The following is an 18384-nucleotide window of genomic DNA, read 5'->3' as shown; positions in this document are numbered from 1 at the left end:
ATTAATCCCAGAGCTGGAAAGGTGATTCTTCTTTTACTGGCGGTAAATCTGGGAGGGTTATCAACAGTCTGGCGGGGTAAATATCGCCCTTCTCAGATAATCCCTGATTTGCCTCCAGCACCTGAGACACCATGGCAGATGCGCCAGCGGTGCCGTAATGTTCGGCGACTATTGCGTCAAGCACATCGCCGTCACGGGTTTGATAGATCGTCGGCATAGAATTTGAGTGTCATCGTCCAGTTTTTATTACGCTGGCCACCGCCGGGAAGAAAGCGGCTGGTCGCATCAGAAAAGTCTACCATCACCCACCAGCCCAGCACGTCACCGGCACCACTGACCAGCTGCTGCGGTTTTGCTTTTTCGCCCAGATCAAACAGGTCGTTGACTGCATCGACCCCTTTACGAAAAAAAGCATGTGCTTCGCCTTCCAGGCGTACCGTTCTGGCTGTTTTTCCGGTGTACTGCAGCAAATCCTGTTTGCCGATCCGTTCCTGTTCACTCCATCGCCAGGCGGCCTCCCGGGTAAGCTGCTGGTATGCCGTGGTATCGACTGAGAATGCAAAATCGCCCAGCATAAGCATCACCCTTGCTGCCTGCCCCCCTCGCGCGGTGCTAAGCTCGGTCTGACCTGCGGACTCAAACAGCGGAATAATTTCACTCATTGGTCACTCCAGAGGTCGTACATGCTGCTGTCGCCTGTGAAAGCAGGGTTGGTTTTAGTGATACCTGAAATTGTGTCACCGATGGCAGAGGCATCCTGGCCTGGCGCGCCGTTAATTTCGAAGTGATAATCAAATTTGCGATTATCGGTAAGCTGGCGGGCGTCAGCAGCGCTGGTGAAGTTTGCCGGATCCTGAGTGTATTTCTTCCAGTCCCCCGATTTTTCATCCGTACCGGCGCTATCACCCGGGCTACTCTGTTGATTCCCTTTCAGCGCGTCATCAAATGACATCAGATCTGTTTTAGTCTCCGGCCCCAGAATGTTATCGAGCGTCTGATTGAATTTATCGTTGTCGTCCGTGAAGTAACCGCGGGTTTCGGTGTACGACTTCTTAACGTTGGTGACAAGATCGGGATTGTCCTGAAGCTGCTTATCAAACCACTCTTCCTGGCCATTACGTTTCGCGGTCTGCCTGGCTATATCAGTTGATCCGGTCATTGCCAGCGATTTCAGAACATCTTTGCGATCGTTTCTGTCATCAGGCAGAAGCCAGGAGAGTTTTTTTGCAAGGGCATAAATGATGCGACCGACATACACAACACCGTTGCCGAAGGTCAGCACACCAGGATAAAGGTCATTTTTAAGAAATCCCGTGATCCGCTTAATGCCACCGCCTTTAAACCACTCGGCCAGAGAGTCTGTCAGGCTGCGAATATCCGGTGCCAGCTCGTTACCCAGCTGGCCGGATATTTCTGCAATCGCCGATGAGAAAACGGTCTGCAGGTTTCGTACGGCCTGATTACCGGCAATCGCGCCGTCGGCACCTTCTTTGGTCACCAGGTTGTAGCGCTGCTGTTCGTCAATCAGGTCTTTATAGCTTTTGCCAGACTGCCTGATGAGCACCAGAAACTTACTGGCCTCGCCACCAAAGAGTGAATCGAGGGCGAAGGAGGCTTTCGACTGGTCTTTCAGGCTGAGCGCACGTTCAACGATTTTTTCAAACTGGGCCACATCGCTGAGGCCAGCCATATCACCGGCTTTAAACCCAAGCGTATCGAACGCATCCTCGAGCGCTCCCTGCTTGCCCGTCTGCTTATACTCGCCAGATTTGTGAAGATACTCTTCAAACAGATCGCCAACATTCTCACCACTGATACCAAACTGTTTCGCCAGCGAGTCCCAGTTATTGAATGTCGGCACATCCACGCCGTAGCTTTTGGCTATCCCGGCTTTCTCAGCGGTTTCTGCATTCCGGGCCGCCGGCATGATCAGCGTGCCCAGCGCGGAAGCAACCACCCCACCACCGCCAATGGCAAGACCGGGCGCAACCATACCCGCCATCCCGCTGGCAAAACCGCCTGCGCGCCGGAATAATCCTTTCCCCATGCCTTTGAAGGATTCGAGTTTACGGGCTTTGGAAAGCTGCCCGTTAAGACGCTTTTGCTCCTTCTCGGTTCGCTGGATTTCCCGGGTAACCTCACTGTACTGTCGGCTCAGATCCTTAACGCTGTTTCCGGCAATTTTGGTCTTTTTGATTTCCGCCGCCAGCTTTGCCTGGTCGCGGATAAGCTTCTGAGACTCTTTATCAACATCCTTGAGGCCCTTCTCTACATCCCGGGTAGAACGTTTCCATGAGCTGTCCACCCCACCCGCAAAAGTGATCGTGGCTTTAAGGTTTTGACTTGTTGCGCCCACGTTCGGCGTCCTCCCTTTCCTGATTGATTAAAGAAATAAAGGAATTCAGCGGCATAGCCAGATAATCAGCCATCGAGAAATGTACCCGCCGGCCGAGCAGTCTCATCGCTCTCAGGAGGTCGTCTTCGGTCGTTTCTCTGGCGGTAACATAAAAACGTTAAAGGCGTCCGTGAGCTGCGCATAGTCTGCCGCCGTCAGGAGCCAGATCTCCTGTTCGGACAGGTTGCAGAGCAAAGCAATCATGCGCGCTTCCTTCTCTTCTTCATTACCGCGATCTTTTGAATGAACGATACGATCGCGTACCAGAGGCTCGCGCATGGTGACCTGTTCAAGCAGGTTTCCGCTCTCAAGCGAAACGGGGCTGTACAGTTTGATGACTCGGGTTTCAGCCGGGAAGTTCATAGATATCTCCATAAAAAAAACGGCCCGCAGGCCGTTGGATCAAAGGTGGACTAAAGACGGACTTTTGCCGCCAGACCGGAAAGGACATCGACGCCGTTCACGCGCCGTGAAAAACGCTCGGTATCGATAGCAATGGTTTCCAGACCGTTAACCATCTGGCGGTAATAGCTCACCGCAATATCTACCGTAACGGCATTTTCTGACAGGGCGCTGTTGCCGCGCGCGTCCGGGGTAACGGTCTGAACAAAGCCCTCAATTTCTTCAGAGGAACTGGCTTCAGTCGTGTTTCCCGTGAATCCCTGGTAGGCCGTGAAGCGTGGCCGGTTTCCGCTGACAAAGCCAAAGCTCGCCAGCATATCCGTATCAATACCGTAGAACTTGATCTGGCAGGTGAGCGCCTCCATGCCATCGTCCACCGGGGTTGGCGCATCCTGCGCGCCGGTACGTAAATCGGTTTTGGTGATGGTCAGCACCGGCGGCGTGTATTCATGCGCCCCCTGAATACGGATCCCGTTCCGGAAGAACGTCCAGACTCTGAGTTTCGTTTTCTCACTCATGCTGCGTTAAGCTCCTCTAATGCATACTGATTGTTCACACGGACACGCAGGGTGATCCGTTCGGTCGGTGATTTAGGACCGAAGTCATAGTTGATATACAGCACGCCGGATGCCAGAGATTCAGCCGTGTTAAGTTCTTCATCCAGCCACGCCTTGCCGCCAAAAATAGCTCCCAGCCCGTGTAATTGCCGCATGTAAGCATTGATGGTGTTGATAATGTCATCGGCGTTGGTCCGGTCGAGAGGACGGTCGACATACTCGAGGATGGTTTCCTGAATGCTGTCTTCGATGACGTCGGCGGTACGGCGGACCGATTCAAAACGAAACTGAGGATCGATTGAGCACAGGCGGTTACCCCAGTGCTTAAAACCGGAACGGCGAATAATGGTGGAAATGTTCTGCATGTTCAGAAGGTTAGCATCGCAGTTTTCATCACCGAGAATGAACTCGTCGATTTGTTCGACACCAAGAATGTTGTAGATGTCCTGGTTCGATTTACTCCACCACCACCCTTTTTCGTAATCGATACGCGCGCGCAGACCGGCTGCCGCAGCAGAATAGGGACGGTAGATTATCTGGCCGTCACTGTTGCTTACCTGAACGCGCGGGCGAAGAATTTCAGTCCGGGCGCCGTACATCTGCCGGCGTTGCACCACTTCCTGCATTGTGGCCCCGGATGCACAGTCCACATAGGCCACTGCCCGTAATTTCCCGGCCTGTGTCTCCAGCGCTTTCCCCACCGCATCATCCTCACTGAAGCCTGTCGCAATGAGGATCCGTGGCTGATAGGTCGTTACCGTCTTACTTCTGGACAGTACATTGATGCCCGCCAGTATCGCTGCGCGCTGGGCTTCTTCATCCTGCTCCTCTGCCACGCGCACAACAATCGACAACGCATTTCTCTGGTTATTAATTTCTCCCAGCGCCTGTTGAAGCGTTCCGGCCGCCCCCAGTTTTGACCAGAGCGTGCTGCCAACGACGGCAACAGGGGTATTCAGGGGAAAAGGCTCGTCCTCTCCGCTGCTCAGTTTTTCATTGAATGGGCCCACCAGCCCCGCACCACCGCCTGATACCACTACGGCGCTACCGGCCAGACTCCCCACCGCATCAGCCACATCATCAGCGGTTGCGATGAGCGTGCCGGCTTCATCGCAGCCGAGGGTGATCGTCAGTAATTGTTCGTTCTGTACTGCTGACGTTGGAACCTCTTCCGGCAATTCTTCATCGGGAACTCCTGCAACGGCAACGACCTGCAGAGTGTTGCCTGCACGCCCCACCAGCTTTGCCGTAAACGTCAGGGTATTATCGAGGATCGGCGTGCCGACGGTGACGAATGCCGCGGCCCCTGTCGAGGCATCCGGCGCAGTGCCTACCAGACCAATCACTGCGGTCTGGATTGTGGTCACCGCGACCGATCCGGAGGTCAGCTCTATCGTTTCCACACCATGTAAATCAGCCATTCATATTCTCCAGGCGTAAAAAAACCTGCCGAAGCAGGTTACATTTGTTGATTGGGTTGTTGTGTATTTCCACCACTGTCGCCCCGGTGGTTATGACCGTTATAGGTGGTACGTATCGCGCTGATTTTCCCTTTGCCATCTGAAATTTCACCCGAGGCAGAAATGCTCGCGCTAACGATAAGGTTGGCGTTGATCTGCGTAATACCTTGCACCGTCAGCGTGTCCGTAATTTCCACGGGTCCATCCAGCGTACCTTTACCGATAATTGTGTAGGTGCCGCCCTCCACCAGCCTGATGGTCAGGTTGTGCCCCTCACGGTCATAACGCACTTCGGTGCCGTCGCCGTAGCGAGTAACGTGTTCGCTTTCACTTCCCTCCGGCACGGGCAGCGCCCCGGTATTCCAGCCGGGGAAAACGCGACCGTTATTCAGTTCACCCGCTTCCGAAAGCACGGTGACCGCATCACCAGGCGCAAAGGGATTTGAATCGGCGCGGTTTTTACCAGAATACCCCTGGCACAACGGTAACCAGCCCGTAACGATATCGCCGAGGTCAACCCGACATTTGGGTATTCCTCCCGCCTGTACCGAATGGATAACTCCCCGCCTGACCAGATTCGCCAGCCTTCGTTGCAAATCACCTACTGCGTCACTCATCAGGCGTCACCTCATAGATCAGCGTGTAATCATCAATATGCCTGCGACCAGTATCCGGGGCTTCACCCAGCCACACCGCTTTTAATGGCCCTGCCGTAGTGGCAAACGGATCGGTTCCAAACGCAGCGGCCTGGGTGAAACTCACTCGCCAGACGAGGTAGTCATCCATACGAGGATCGAAATCATCCTTCTCAGAGGTCGTAAACACGGCAGGCTCAAGCTGCGTGAGTCCGAACTGCTGGCCATTAACCCACTGCGTCAGATCGGCGGCGGCGGCACGCAGGTAAATATCGGGTTTGCTGATGTTCTGCGTTGAGGCGGTGTCAACGACCACGAAGAAATCACACTCCAGTTCAATATTCAGCTGCCCTTCGTTCCCCTCCTGGCTGCTCCAGTTGTTCAGCGTAAAATAGACCGCCGGCGTGACCAGACCAGAATATCGCGGAATATTTTCTTCCGGATATGTATCCGCGGAGAGCACCCAGGGTAAATGTGCTTTAACTGATGAGATAACCGCATCATGGTATTCGGCCAGACTGAGTGGTTGCGCCATCGTTCACCTATACAGAGATTCTGGCCTTCACCCGGCCACGTATATCAGTTTCAAAATGATGCGTAAAAATCTCGAGTGCGTCCGCAAACGCATTGTCCTCAATGTAATTCAGCATCGGCTCGTAAATATCGACTTCGGCTTCATGGGTTCGCCGGGTATCAGGATCGCGGATAAGGACAGTACGTCGGCCATCACGGCGCGAACGGGCAACCTCACTGTTGGCGTACATTTCTGTTGCCAGCAGGCTGCCTTTAGGATCAAACCCTGCCTCCTTCGCCTTGCGTCGGGCTGCCGTATAGCGCCCGCTTTTACTGTCCCTCTTGCTATGATGAGGTCGCACCCGACCCAGGACTTTCCCTTTCAGGTCTTTTACTTTGATGGCATTAAGGCCGAACCAGAGTCGAAACTCATCAAGCTGTGCGCCTCTCTGCACCCGAAAAGACAGCAAGCGCCTGCGCACCAGGCTGGCATTACGGGGTGCTATCCCAGCTTTGAGATCGGACATGGCCCGCTTGCGTAATGTTGTCGCAGTACGCTGTAACGCCCTGGAATAAGCCGCGCGAAATTGTTTCTGTGTAGCATCTATACTGTCAGCAATTCTCCAGATTGCATCGAGATCGATATCAACAGGTAAATCACGCCGCAGGCGGGATCCTCTTGCCATGGCTCTAGCTCCAGCTGTCAATGACCGGGGAAACTCTCCCGGCCTCCCCATACCCAAGGGTTACCCTTGTACGCCCTTCTTCATCAGTACCGATGTGAGTCACCCGGTACATTTTCCCGTTAATCTGCACGGTGCACTGTTTCTCAAGTCCGTTCAGATCGGCAGTCATTGCGCTGAATGCCGGAGAATGGTCCTGGATTTCTCCGCCTCCCTGCACGAATACAGGCGCGTCAGGGGCTTCAAAAATAATGACCACCGGGCGGCTTTCGGTACCGATGAATAACAGCGCGGGAACCTCCTCTGCAAAAGCCCGGTTAATCCGGGCATCTGCTTTACTGAGTCGCGCGCGAAAACGGTTCATCAGAATCCGAGGCGTACACGGGTTTCCGTTTCGCCTGGGTTATTGGTGATCCACGCAGTTCCCACGACAACGGCTTCTGCATCCGCAGCCACGGCAGTGACCAGCCCCGCATCATCAAGATACAGTTTTGCACCGCGCTGCCATGTTTCATCGGCGACCTTGGGAAGAACAAAAACGCCCGTCATATGCAGGACGCCAGCCTCGCCTGCAGGAATATCATCGTGGGCAACGCCTGTGATATTACCCACCGCAACGGCCTGGCCTGAGAGGATGTCTGCCCCGGTGCCGTTGGTCCAGTCCATCGTGTTGCCGTCCTGATAGTAATTTGTAGCCATTGTTACTCTCCGCAAAAAAGGCAGCCTTTGCTGCCTCCAGATAGAAAAAAACCGCCGGGCGGCGGTGATTATTTGTTAGTGACTTTGACCAGCCCACGGTGGTCAAGCGGTGCCACGCCGGCATCGATGCGCACTTTGAATGCCGCCCCGTCGACGGTGAAGCCCTGCTGCTGCTCAAGGTACGGCGTGTCGATGCCGTCAAGATAGGCCACCTCGATGGTGTCGCGTCCCTGCGCAGCGGCCAGGTAGTAATCGGTCGGGCTGCTGTCGTCCAGTCGGGCCTCAGACAGGACCGTCGCAAAATTCTGAATCGGGTTAACAATGCCGCTGTTAGCATCGGCACCCGGCACGCTGGCAGACTTAATCAGCTGGTTCATGCGGGATTCAATCGCAACCGGCGTCAGTGCAAAGGCCGGTCGGATATTCAGGCGGCGATCGCCGGATTTCTGCATCAGCATCGCTTTGCGTCCGGCATCCAGGCCTTCAATGCTCAGATCGGCTGCCACCAGGTTACCGTGATCGGCATGGAACAATGGCTTACCGTCGCTCATTTTCGGGTTGCTGGTCAACACGGCCCAGACCAGATCGCCGACGGTTGAGCGCGCTGCCAGCCCCATCGCCTGCGGGATACGGGTTAACATCGTCAGATCGTCATTGATAATGGCCTGACGGTCGATGCTGAAAAGCTCACCGTAGGTAGCCAGTGCAATCGGCTCGCCGCGGTCTTTCAGTTTTACATACTTATACTCCGCCCCGGCGCGAACCTGACGCAACGACGGGAAGGCTTCCAGTCCGACACGGTGCGCGGTTTTGAAATCCGTCAGCGTGCCTTTACGCGTCCACTGGTCGAAGGTCTCTCCGGCCTCGTCCCAGCCCTGCAGGGCCGCCTTGTGGGCCACATCCATCAGAATATTGCCGAAATCGCTGCTGCTGTGGGTAAACGCCAGACCGACCATCTGCATAGGAGCCGAATGGCCAGCGATACCGATGCCGCGGTCGACAAGCGAAGCTCGCGCCATTTCACGCAGGGTGTAGCCGCTGTAGGCATTATCCTTCTCGGCTTCGGCATAGCCGGCGCGGTTCATGATGGCAGCACGGATGGAATCACCGACCAGATTGCCGTTGCCCGCATGAATATGAATGGCGCCCGGCCCGGCACTCGGCGTGGTGCCGGATGCCAGCGCGGTCAGCAGCTTATTACGTGCCTGCTCAGCGGTGCATGTCATATCCCCCACACATTCAGATTTAAGGCTGGCGAACGCAGGAAACGCATCAAATACCGCGGATACGGCAGTTACACGTTCGGTGTTTGCCGCCTGCATCTGCTGCTGCAGCTGTGTCGCCAGCGCAGAAATATCGATGTTGCCCATCAGCGGTTGAGGTTCTGGCTGGCTTTGTACCGCCGGGGCTGCCGGTGCCTGCGGTGCAGCAGGCTGATTAACCGGAGCTTCCGCGCGCGGCGTGAAAAGGTTTTTAATCTGTTGTGGCATGTTCTGATAATCCTTCAGTTTGTTTTCATTCACGCAGGCTGCTGCCTGCAGTTCCGGTTCAATAACATCGGCAAAGCCCTTCTCTAACGCTTCCGCGCCGTTCATCCAGGTCTCCGCTTTAAGCATCGCTTCCAGCTCCTCCTGGCCGATCCCGGTTTTATTCATGTAAGCGCCGAGCATCAGCGCCTCATTCCGGTCCAGCCAGTCGGCATAATCGCGCATATCATCGGAATCGCCGGCAATGCCACCCCACGGCTTATGGATCATCAGCCAGGCATTTTCCGGCATATGTACCGTGGCACCCGGCAGGCAGACAATCATCGAGGCCATGCTTGCCGCCACGCCATCCACCCAGATATCCAGCTTCGCTTTCAGGCGTGCCAGGGTGTTATAGATGGCAAAGCCCTGCATCACGTCGCCGCCCGGGCTGTGGATATGCAAATCGACTGCGCTGGCTTCAAATACACCGGCATCCTTACAGTCGGCGACAAACTGCTGCGCGGTAATACCCCAGCCGCCGATCACGTCGTAAAGAAAAATTTCTACTCGTCCGGCGGCCAGCGCGCGGATTTCATACCAGCTCTGGCCGGTAGCCGCATCGACTCCCGCCAGGCTTGCGCGGGGATTAATCATCGTCCCGCGGCGGAGTGGGATCGTCAGGCTCTTCTGTTTTTGCATCAGCTGATGCTCCTTTGTCGTTGGCGGCGTCAGAGTCGAACACCAGGCCATGCTCTTTATTGAATTCGGTTTCACGGATGCGCTGTCGCTTGACCTCCTGCGGCGATTTGCCACGGGCGCGCGTCCACTCCGCCTCGGTGCCCGCCCCGCCCCGAACGATAGCTTTCCATGCTGTCGCCTCCTTAACGGGGTCGATCCACGGCATAACCGGGCCGAGGTAAAGCGCGTTGTAAAGAGAGTTTCGGTCCACGTCCGGCGGGATGTCGATACCGCTGAGCAACGCCATCGCCAGCCAGGCCCGGTAGACCGGACGGCTGTGCTGGCCCACGAACCACTGCTGCAGAACGTTGTAACCTTCGAAACTCTCCACCAGCTCCTGCCGCTGTGAGCTGTAGGTGCCGTTATAGTCGCGGGCAATGCTGGAATAGCTGCCACGCGTCCCGGCAGCCACGGCGCGCATCTGCCCGTTGCGGAATTCATACATGTGAACGTTAGGGCGGTTGGATTCGACCATGCCCAGGTCTTCGCCGGGTTTGAGATCGTCGTAAATCATCCCCGGCGCGATGTCGTAGTGACGCTGGCCACCCGGCTCGGAATACTCGCCCTCATCGCCCAGCGACTGCGCGTCCCCCCGCTTGATATAGAAGCCGAGCGCCGCAGCAATGCGCGCCGCGACGCGCTCGGACTCCTCGTAGTCTTTGATATCGCTCAGGCGTGTAATAACACCGTGGATCAGACTGATGCCGCGCAGCTGGTGAAGCCGCTTGCGGCTGGCGAGGTGCAGCATGCTGTCGGCAGACACGGTTTTGAGGTCGGCATTAAACCCGGCAAAACTGGCCGGATGGTTTTTATAAACCTTGTAGCCGGTCGGACGCCCCCAGGCATTAACGATGATGCCCTGCCGGACCTGCTGGCCCGCCGTACTGTTAAGGCTGAAAGGCACAAAGTCAGCCTCGAGCATCTCCAGAGAAAACGGTACGGAAGTCGCATGCTGCAGGCCCGGCACGTTGCCCCTCACCAGCTGAGTAAAAACTTCACCGTCGCGCAGCGCAGAACGCAGCAGAAGCCGCTCTGCCTCGGGCCGGGTAAACATGCCGGTAACCTCCGGGCGCACGGACCATTCGGCCCATAACGCGGTGAGTTTCCCGGCAAAATCTGAATGGAGATTGCCATGAATATCGAGCGGCTGCGGCTCAACGTGAATGCCGTGCGCGCCAATAACCCGGTCTTCGAGCTTATCGAACAGGCCAATAACCAGATCGTGATTTTCATCCAGCCACCGGGCCTGCTCCCGCAGCGATGTGCCGGCGGCAAAAACCGCCGTATCCGCCGAGCGGGACTCACGCTTGCCCTTGTGGGTGCGGGACGGCGCTGCCGCGTCATAGGCCTGCAGCTTCAGTCTGTTTTTAGCCCGTGCGGCTGCCCACCCTGGCGATACAACACCGAGTGTCTTCTCAATAAATCCCATAGGAAGCCTTAAAGAAAGTTAGCGAGTTTGTAGGGGCCGCCGCGCCCGGAGGCTCTCCGCCAGCGATTTTCCCAGTAATCAAGCTCTGCACGCAGCGCTGCCGGATCGTGATTGGTAATGGCGCGACCGTTCACGCCCGTGAAAGAGACGCTTTTGCCGTCAAGTGAATCTGTGTAAGCCTGGCGAACCATAATCAACGTCTGGTAGATGTCGGCTTTTGTCACAGCCAGCCTCCGTTACCGGAAGATCCCAGCCAGCCGCCCGATGCCGGCGTCGGTTTTTCTGACTGGCCGGTCGATTTTTTCAGTTCGGTTTTAGGTTTCACCTGGATATTCTCCCGGGGGCGATCCCCCTGAATGATGTTTGAATTACTGTCCTGAGGCTGCGCCCAGGCAGGAGGACTTTCCCAGTCACGGATTTTTTCATAGCCGCGCAGAACCGCGACGGCCTGGGCATAGCAGAAAAGGTCGAACGCTTCGTTATTACCTTTCCCGGGCTTACGCCATTTGCCGTCCAGCCCACGCTCTTCATAAGTCAGTTCGTCGTAAAACCACTCGCCGAGCCAGTCGGGAAAATGAATATACCCGGCGCCCGGCGTCTCGCGGCTCAGGTTATTGCTCAGCTGATCTTTAAGGGTGTCGGTCTGCAGAAGGTAAACCGGGATTTCTCCGCGCACCTCCGCGCGGCGATCTGCCCGCCCGCTGTTGTCCGGGAAGGTTTTGGTAATGGTCTTCTGACGCTTTGCGCTGTCCCCTTTGATGAGATAAACACGCTTGCCGAGGCCGTCACGGCGACACTGACGCCAGAACTTATAGGCATTATCAGTAACCCCCTCTTCGCCACCGCTGTCCACGGCCATCGCCAGAACGGGCATACGCCGTTCACTGTCGGCCTGGAGCCGGTAGCTTTTCTCCAGCACGTCGGACACCAGCAGCTGCCAGTCTTCCGGGTATGCGCCAGGATGAATGGGCTGGGTTTCGCCATATTCGTCACAGCGAAGAGACTGCCGGATGTTGTAGCGGTCAATCAGCCAGCGCTCGCCGTTCTCACCGTACCCGATGATTTGAACGACAAAACGACGCTTTTTACCGCCCTGCACATCTACCGACGCGATAAGGAATCGCACTTTTGGTGGCACCAGGCGCTTACCGAAACTCTCTGCCCGGGCCATCAGCACATCGGCGCGGCGTAACTCAGTGGCCGAGCGAGGGAGATAAGGCAATCCCCAGTCGGTGTTAATGACGGCTTTCAGCGTTTCTTCGCTGCCCGTTGTTTCGTATTCCTGCTCGGCGGTCAGCAATTTATAAACCAGCTGCGCCCAGGTCTGATATGCCGCCGCCGGACCCTCCATCCAGAAGCTGGCAATGCGGGAGCGGCGGGCTTCGCCGGTAATCGTGCCATCAGAATCTATCTGCTGGCCTTCGCGCAGCCAGACTCCATGCCCGTTGAGTTCACGCTTCTTATCGGCGGTGATGATGCCGCTACAGTGAGGGCACTGAATATGCGCCGCTTCGCTCGCCCTGACCGGATCGACGTCATCCCGATAACCCACCATCGCGGCCATCTCAGGCTGAAAATATTCACCACAATGATGACAAGGCCAGTACCAGCGGCGGCGATCCCCCCTGTTATATAAAGAAAGAATCCCGGTCGTAGGGGGCGCTTCGTGTGGTGACTTACGGCGCCACTTCATATCACGGATATCGCGCCCGGGAGAGCTTTCCACCAGCGTCATGCCTGCTGACATAAAGGTGGTGGTACGTTTTGATGCCAGGGAGAAACCATCACCTTCCCCGTCGATATCCTCGGGAAAGCGGTCGTAATCGGTCAGCGCCACGCATTTAAAATCCGATGACGACATCACATTGATTGATGGCCAGCCGATTTTCAGGAAGCTGCCGGAAAGGAAGAATTTATCGTGGACGTTGTTATCGTTCCGACGCGGGCTCAGACATTTTTTAACTTCGGGGCTGCTGCGAAACGTGCGGGCCAGGCGTTTTTTGGAATGCTCCTGCGCTTTATCCTGCGTCATCTGTACGACCAGCATATCCGACGGATCGCAGATAATGTTGTAGACCACCCAGCCGTCGATCAGACCAATTGTTTTGCCCGTTCGGGCTGGCCCAACGAAAACGACAGCGTCGTATTCACGGGAGGCCAGGCAGTTCATCGGCTCCAGCACGTAGGGCGCGACCATCGGATCCCACGGCACTGAGTTGCCTCCTGATGTGGGAACACGCATATATTTTGCCACTGCCTCGGCTACCGGCATTCTGCGCGGCGCTTGTATCAGCTGGCCGGTGTCCTGTTTTAGCGTGAGGGCAGTAGCCAGTACCGACATTATTCCTCCTCCGGGATTTCCTCCTCTGCTTTCTCATCGCTCATTACCCGTCGGGCAATATCATCGCGCAAATCATCAATAATCACCTGCACCCTGGTGACCGCTGCCGGTGCCAGCGCACAATCGCGCTCCAGAATATCCGGCAACGTCTCCAGCACCTGCACCATTGCCTTCGCCAGATCGGCAAATTCTCGGGCCACATCAGAAGCGGGAATTAACTCTCCGACTTCCTGCTCGAACTTGAGCCGCTCGCGCTCAGACTGATACCAGGCTTTGCGGTCCTGCGGGTCCATATCTCCCTCAGCTACCGGCGCGGGCATTTTCATAAGCTCAGCGAGAATATCGGTAAGGGCATAAAGTTTTAGGTTGCTGTCATTCCCACCGGAGGGGCGAACATTTTTCAGCCTGCCTGATACAGTCTGTCGATGTACTCCAGATAGCGCCGCCAGCTGGCTGACATTCAGCTGTAGCAGCTTTAACTCACGATCCATAACAGGCTCCTGTGATGAATGAAAAACAAGCAGAATCGACACTGCTGATTTTTTTATCTCAGATATTCAAGGAATTGCAGTAGTGGTGATGACCGATAAAAATGCAAAAATCTGGCTTTTTCCGCGTGTCGTCGCCCCCTCGGTGTTCAGAATCACCAGGAGTACCTTTTGAATTAAGGCCATTACGATAGGTCTGCCCATTGTGATGGCAATAAAAAACCGCCCGGAGGCGGCTTATAATCTAAAAATGAAACCTACAGATAGAATGTCAACTCTGACTGGTTCGATCCAGTTACTGGTAAGGCACAATAGATATCAGTTGCATCAGCGGGTCGCGGTCGCGCTATTTAGTCCCTGCACTTCACAAAAGTATTTGAGGGAAATACCCGATTTGGCATGCACAGACAGGAACTGGATTGGCAGCGCTTTCCAGTCCGGTTTTTGCCATTCGTTATTCCTGTTGATTGAAACTATTAAAAAAAGCCACTCGGAAGTGGCTTTTTGATAGAAATAAAAATACCCGCTTGCGCAGGGCTCAGCTGTAAAAGGTCTGTTAATCAAACACGCCGTTGATGATGGAAGTTACAATGGCCGTGCTTAAAGCAACAAGCACCAAATCATCACCGACAGCTCGCCATTCGTAGCCAGGGTAATATGGTAAATCGTTAATCATTGATGCTGGCAACGATTTCTTGGCAATACCCGGAGGCAACGGCTTACCTCGTGCTAAATTTTTAGCGATGCCTGGAGGGAGGGACTTATACCCAACGAGGCCATAATTTACAGCAATGGATCGGGCATGAGAGAAACTAATGTCGGAATCAACATGGTCTGGTTTGCCGTAGTTTTTGCGGTTTCCGTGATCATCATTAGACTTTCCTTTACCCTGGCCTTTGTTGCCATGGTCTGAGCTCTTACCGCTATTGCCATGGTTACCACTGTTACCGTGATTACCACCGCCGTTGCTATTTCCTTGCCCACCACCTCCTCCATTACCATTCCCGTTACCCGGATTTGCATAAGCCGGGGCTGCAAGAACAATGAGTGAGATGACCGCCGCAAGTGCAGTTTTGAGAGTGCGACGTTTTAGCATGATGATTATTCCTTAAGGTAAGGTTGACACCTTCAACATATGACAAAACTATACCCTTAACAATCTCATGTTTTCTTATTTTCGGCACACCCTTGCAATCCTCCGTTATCAAAGCCTATTTCTAGGTGGAACCGATAATTGCGGAATGTTCTCACTGGGTTGCAGTGCTTCACAGCAGGATTTCCCCACTTACGGCTTACCCGTCAGCCAGATGTGATCACTCTCCTTGCGGGGCTACACAATCTGTTTTCCGCCACAGAATGCTTGCCTGTTTCCAGTTATGTAAAATCTGGATGACACCCATCACAAATAATTCTCATTCAAAAATAGACGTTAATTATCAATGTCATTAGATGAGTTTGAGTTAAAGTTAGCGGGTTCCGTATGATGCGCTTATCAGTCCAATGCTTTGCATTCATACAAAGCAGGTTTTGTATGCCTTCCTGCTTTGGATGTTTTTTTACTCACCGTCTCCCACGCGGTCCGTCACTAAACCAAACTATTTATATATCTAATCCGGCAAAAGGGGGCGTAGCTTCGAGACGTATCGAAACTATATTGCCTCATGACGCTGTCAGCCCCGGCCCATCACGATTCCCTGTGTGTCGGGGATTTTTTTGTTATTGCTATTCCAGACTCTCGCCATTCACCCACTTAATTTCGATCTTGCCAAAGTGATAGCTACTCTGTGAAATCTGGATCGCACAAATTGTTAATGGTTATCATTAGCAAATGACACTTATTAGAAAGAACATTAGGGAGGCCAGATGTAAGATGCTTTCCTCATTGACCGCTTCATGTTTTAGTAATGTTATTCATTACACCCAGAGCAGGATCCTCATGCGCTCTGCTTTGGGTTATTTTTTCCATTCTTTGCTGAAGCCCTGCAATTCGTTTATTTCTAAACAAAAACCCTCACCCTCATTAAGAATATTCTGGTTATTCAGGTTTAGACTTAAGTTAAATTCCTCCTGTCTTAAATAAAGCGCTGCGTTTGTAGCTCCAAGGCAGGTAATGATGAGTGCCTCAGCCTGCTTTGGATTTTTTTTGCCATTTCTACTGACTAACCACCTCTGCACTGCTGCCTGATATAATCCTGAAGATATTTTACTTTTGCCTGGTCGTTGGTAATTCCGGCCCTGATATCGAGAATGTTGTGTCCAGAAGCAGAAGAGAGTTCGACACTGGCATCATTGCCCATGCTGCCGGAGCTGGGGGTTGCAGCGGGCACTGGACAGCGGCCTTTGACGAACACCCGACCACCATTATCAAGCTTGCGCTGCAAAGCAGCATTTTCAGCGTTTGCATCAGCTAATTCCTTTGTGTATTTCTCGTCGAGAGCTGCAGCGGTGCGCTGTAGTGTTTGCATGTCGGTGATGGTAGCGTTCGCCAGGGTTAGCTGTTGTGTTTTATCGTCGCGCTGCCGTTTGTAATCAGCGGCGTTATCCCTATAGTGGCTTGCCAGCCAGGCCAGGCTGACGATGATGCATATCACTATTGAAATGGTGATTGCTGTTACCCGGCTCACTTTTGCTCCCACAGGCATACTTCACGCTCAACCTCTCGGCGATTCATCAGGCCTTTCCATTTACGTCCGCCTGCATAAATCCACTGTCGCAGCCCATCACATGCAGCAATATAATTACCGCTATTCAGCAACCTCAGCACTGATGAGTGCTCAAAGGCGTTTACGCCAACGTTGTAGCTGAAGCTGATTAAGGCGGCTTTCTGATATTCAGTAGCTGGCACTTTCACAGAGCGCTCGACAGACTTAGCAAATGGCTTGAGGTCTTTCGTCAGCAACATCTGGCACTCTTTTTCTGAATACCTTTTTCCTGGCACGATGTCATTGCCGGTGTGGCCATAGCAGACGGTGAGCACTCCAGCGACGTCGTAATACGGTGCATGTCGGACACCCTCGAGGTCGGGGATCATCACGCCAGCTATGGTGAGAGCGCTCGCACCTGTGAGGCCGATTATCTTATTGCGTAAAGCCGGAGACATCACCATTACTCACCCGCCCTTTCCAGTGCATCAATCGCGACCTTAACGGCAGCCGGCCGCTCTTCTTTCGGCTTATCTTCAACGCTGTCGAGATAGTCCCGAAGCATTCTGGTTCGTTGCCGTTCCTCTTTACGACTTCGCCAGGCATCTAATCGACCAGACAGAAATGATGCCAGCGATATGACGACACCAATCAGGCCGAATATCATGTAAACGATGTCCTGTGTAGTAACTCCCAGGTAGGCTGCAACAGCTGCCAAAGCAGCAAAAAACTGAGTAACAACGCTCCCTGGCTGATCGTTCATTTTCATAGTCTCGCTCCTCGCGTAGTTAGCGGGAGTTATGTGTGATTGAGAATGCGCTGCATCCAGGTTACGAGATGGGATATTGTTTAGCTGTTTGGATGGGCGCGAAACGGAAAAAGGCCGCCGATTGGCAGCCTTTAGAAGTCAATTTTTTATTCTTGAATTTTAGACAAAAAAAACCCGCCAGAGCGAAAACAAGAGGCGGGGGATCAAGAGGTACTTACTAACGATGAACTACATATAAAACACAGCAAGACAAAATTACCACGGGTGAATTCATAATGATATATGCTTTCCCCTAATTCAAATTTCAACATATTTAAATATCATGCATATAGTTATATGCCAGTAGGAAATTATCACAAATTCCTTCTGATATTTTTAAGATTTAAGAAATATCTCATATCCCAAAGGTAACTTCTCTTTGTAATACACAGATTAACTATTCAGAAAAGAAAAACCGCCCGGGGCGGCTTAATTATTCCATTCGGCTGAACATTTGCTGGTTGCAGTCGATGGAGGCGACAGTGCGATATCTATTCAATATCCAGTGCTCATGCGAATGCGCTTTCCAGTCACTCCAGGTTACCCCATCTTCGCAGACTGGAAAGCTTTTGTTTGGACCGCCACCGGAGCCTCGAACTCCGTACGACAACATTAACATCCTTATTGTTGCTCTTCCCGATGAACTAGTGGCGGATTGATATTTGCCTTTTTTGCGAAGTGAATTAAAAAAAGCCTGCATATCGCGGAGTAAATAATACTGTGATGAATTGGCGCATGCAACGTAATAGCCTTAAAATAATTATTTAAATAGTTGAATTAACTATACAGATCACCACGTTAATATCAACGTGATATTAAAATAGCGAGTGTTTACATAACAAGTAAGTATGCATTTCTCAATCCTTTTTAAAGGTGATTAACTACAACACTTTTTTTTCAACTCAGATAAGGCAGCTAGTTCGCCCATCATCTGAGTTTTATGCTTAAAGTGTGCTGTCCGCAGAAGAGATCGCACCGACCAAGGCTAACCCTGAAAGACTTTGCAGTTTAATGCGCAGAGAGTACTCCCGTATATGAAAAAGCCCCGACGCAGGCGAGAGCTAAAATTCGGAATTAAAATTATTAAACCTGTGTTATTAACCCTGTCAAGCGCCCAGGGAACCT

Annotated in this window: 21 protein-coding genes; 1 reads left to right on the top strand and 20 read right to left on the bottom strand. The window is 53.3% G+C overall.

Translation table 11 applies throughout. The annotated features are described in order from the left end of the window. Position 1 precedes the first annotated feature (1 nt). The 20 genes from HYQ67_RS03605 to HYQ67_RS03510 all read right to left on the bottom strand — a co-directional run bounded on the left by HYQ67_RS03605 (position 2) and on the right by HYQ67_RS03510 (position 17220). Positions 2 to 217: a tail protein X gene (locus HYQ67_RS03605; RefSeq protein WP_202301562.1), complete on the bottom strand. Its 216-nt coding sequence runs from the start codon at positions 215 to 217 to the stop codon at positions 2 to 4. Then, entirely contained in the window at positions 192 to 662 is a 471-nt protein-coding gene (locus HYQ67_RS03600) for a phage tail protein (RefSeq protein WP_202301560.1), read from the bottom strand. Before HYQ67_RS03600 ends, HYQ67_RS03605 begins: the two co-directional genes overlap by 26 nt. After that, positions 659 to 2356 carry an AAA family ATPase gene (locus HYQ67_RS03595; RefSeq protein WP_202301551.1) on the bottom strand — a complete coding sequence of 566 codons (1698 nt, stop codon included), beginning with the start codon at positions 2354 to 2356 and terminating at the stop codon, positions 659 to 661. Before HYQ67_RS03595 ends, HYQ67_RS03600 begins: the two co-directional genes overlap by 4 nt. Before the next feature lie 111 nt (positions 2357 to 2467). After that, positions 2468 to 2758 (bottom strand): phage tail assembly protein, encoded by a 291-nt coding sequence (locus HYQ67_RS03590; protein WP_202301549.1) that lies wholly within the window; start codon positions 2756 to 2758, stop codon positions 2468 to 2470. A gap of 50 nt (positions 2759 to 2808) precedes the next feature. Next, on the bottom strand, positions 2809 to 3315 hold the full coding sequence (locus tag HYQ67_RS03585) for a phage major tail tube protein (protein ID WP_202301547.1): 507 nt from the start codon (positions 3313 to 3315) through the stop codon (positions 2809 to 2811). After that, the gene (locus HYQ67_RS03580; protein ID WP_202301545.1) at positions 3312 to 4775 is read right to left on the bottom strand and encodes a phage tail sheath family protein; all 1464 of its coding nucleotides are present in this window, start codon (positions 4773 to 4775) and stop codon (positions 3312 to 3314) included. The genes HYQ67_RS03585 and HYQ67_RS03580 overlap by 4 nt, the downstream gene beginning before the upstream one ends. 38 nt (positions 4776 to 4813) lie before the next feature. Next, positions 4814 to 5431 (bottom strand): phage baseplate assembly protein V, encoded by a 618-nt coding sequence (locus HYQ67_RS03575; protein WP_202301543.1) that lies wholly within the window; start codon positions 5429 to 5431, stop codon positions 4814 to 4816. Beyond that, positions 5424 to 5984, bottom strand: coding sequence for a hypothetical protein (locus HYQ67_RS03570; RefSeq protein WP_202301541.1), 561 nt, complete (start codon positions 5982 to 5984; stop codon positions 5424 to 5426). The genes HYQ67_RS03575 and HYQ67_RS03570 overlap by 8 nt, the downstream gene beginning before the upstream one ends. Positions 5985 to 5991: 7 nt before the next feature. Further along, the gene (locus HYQ67_RS03565; RefSeq protein ID WP_202301540.1) at positions 5992 to 6648 is read right to left on the bottom strand and encodes a hypothetical protein; all 657 of its coding nucleotides are present in this window, start codon (positions 6646 to 6648) and stop codon (positions 5992 to 5994) included. A gap of 4 nt (positions 6649 to 6652) precedes the next feature. Then, complete coding sequence (locus tag HYQ67_RS03560) at positions 6653 to 7009, bottom strand: head-tail joining protein (protein WP_202301539.1); 357 nt, start codon at positions 7007 to 7009, stop codon at positions 6653 to 6655. Further along, complete coding sequence (locus tag HYQ67_RS03555) at positions 7009 to 7344, bottom strand: DUF2190 family protein (RefSeq protein WP_202301538.1); 336 nt, start codon at positions 7342 to 7344, stop codon at positions 7009 to 7011. Before HYQ67_RS03555 ends, HYQ67_RS03560 begins: the two co-directional genes overlap by 1 nt. A gap of 68 nt (positions 7345 to 7412) precedes the next feature. After that, a complete protein-coding gene (locus tag HYQ67_RS03550) occupies positions 7413 to 9512 on the bottom strand; it encodes a ClpP-like prohead protease/major capsid protein fusion protein (RefSeq protein ID WP_202301537.1) in 2100 nt (699 codons plus the stop codon). Beyond that, a complete protein-coding gene (locus HYQ67_RS03545; protein ID WP_202301536.1) occupies positions 9460 to 10980 on the bottom strand; it encodes a phage portal protein in 1521 nt (506 codons plus the stop codon). Before HYQ67_RS03545 ends, HYQ67_RS03550 begins: the two co-directional genes overlap by 53 nt. Positions 10981 to 10988: 8 nt before the next feature. Further along, complete coding sequence (locus HYQ67_RS03540) at positions 10989 to 11204, bottom strand: hypothetical protein (protein ID WP_202301535.1); 216 nt, start codon at positions 11202 to 11204, stop codon at positions 10989 to 10991. Beyond that, on the bottom strand, positions 11201 to 13321 hold the full coding sequence (locus tag HYQ67_RS03535; protein WP_202301534.1) for a phage terminase large subunit family protein: 2121 nt from the start codon (positions 13319 to 13321) through the stop codon (positions 11201 to 11203). Before HYQ67_RS03535 ends, HYQ67_RS03540 begins: the two co-directional genes overlap by 4 nt. Then, complete coding sequence (locus tag HYQ67_RS03530) at positions 13321 to 13812, bottom strand: DUF1441 family protein (RefSeq protein ID WP_202301533.1); 492 nt, start codon at positions 13810 to 13812, stop codon at positions 13321 to 13323. Before HYQ67_RS03530 ends, HYQ67_RS03535 begins: the two co-directional genes overlap by 1 nt. 553 nt (positions 13813 to 14365) lie before the next feature. After that, positions 14366 to 14905 (bottom strand): anti-virulence regulator CigR family protein, encoded by a 540-nt coding sequence (locus HYQ67_RS03525; RefSeq protein WP_202301532.1) that lies wholly within the window; start codon positions 14903 to 14905, stop codon positions 14366 to 14368. Positions 14906 to 15968: 1063 nt separating this feature from the next. Further along, on the bottom strand, positions 15969 to 16433 hold the full coding sequence (locus tag HYQ67_RS03520; RefSeq protein WP_202301530.1) for a lysis system i-spanin subunit Rz: 465 nt from the start codon (positions 16431 to 16433) through the stop codon (positions 15969 to 15971). Continuing rightward, on the bottom strand, positions 16430 to 16915 hold the full coding sequence (locus HYQ67_RS03515; protein ID WP_237391074.1) for a lysozyme: 486 nt from the start codon (positions 16913 to 16915) through the stop codon (positions 16430 to 16432). The genes HYQ67_RS03520 and HYQ67_RS03515 overlap by 4 nt, the downstream gene beginning before the upstream one ends. Continuing rightward, positions 16915 to 17220: a hypothetical protein gene (locus HYQ67_RS03510; RefSeq protein ID WP_202301528.1), complete on the bottom strand. Its 306-nt coding sequence runs from the start codon at positions 17218 to 17220 to the stop codon at positions 16915 to 16917. The genes HYQ67_RS03515 and HYQ67_RS03510 overlap by 1 nt, the downstream gene beginning before the upstream one ends. Before the next feature lie 35 nt (positions 17221 to 17255). On the opposite strand from HYQ67_RS03510, the gene HYQ67_RS03505 reads away from it, so the two are divergent. Continuing rightward, positions 17256 to 17441 carry a hypothetical protein gene (locus tag HYQ67_RS03505; RefSeq protein WP_202301526.1) on the top strand — a complete coding sequence of 62 codons (186 nt, stop codon included), beginning with the start codon at positions 17256 to 17258 and terminating at the stop codon, positions 17439 to 17441. The last annotated feature ends 943 nt before the right edge of the window (positions 17442 to 18384 follow it).

The organism is Dryocola clanedunensis subsp. sulfonylureivorans, assembly GCF_016756775.1.
GTDB lineage: Bacteria > Pseudomonadota > Gammaproteobacteria > Enterobacterales > Enterobacteriaceae > Dryocola > Dryocola clanedunensis.
Note: the sequence above shows the minus strand (reverse complement) of the source record. Positions and strands in the feature narration are given on the sequence as shown.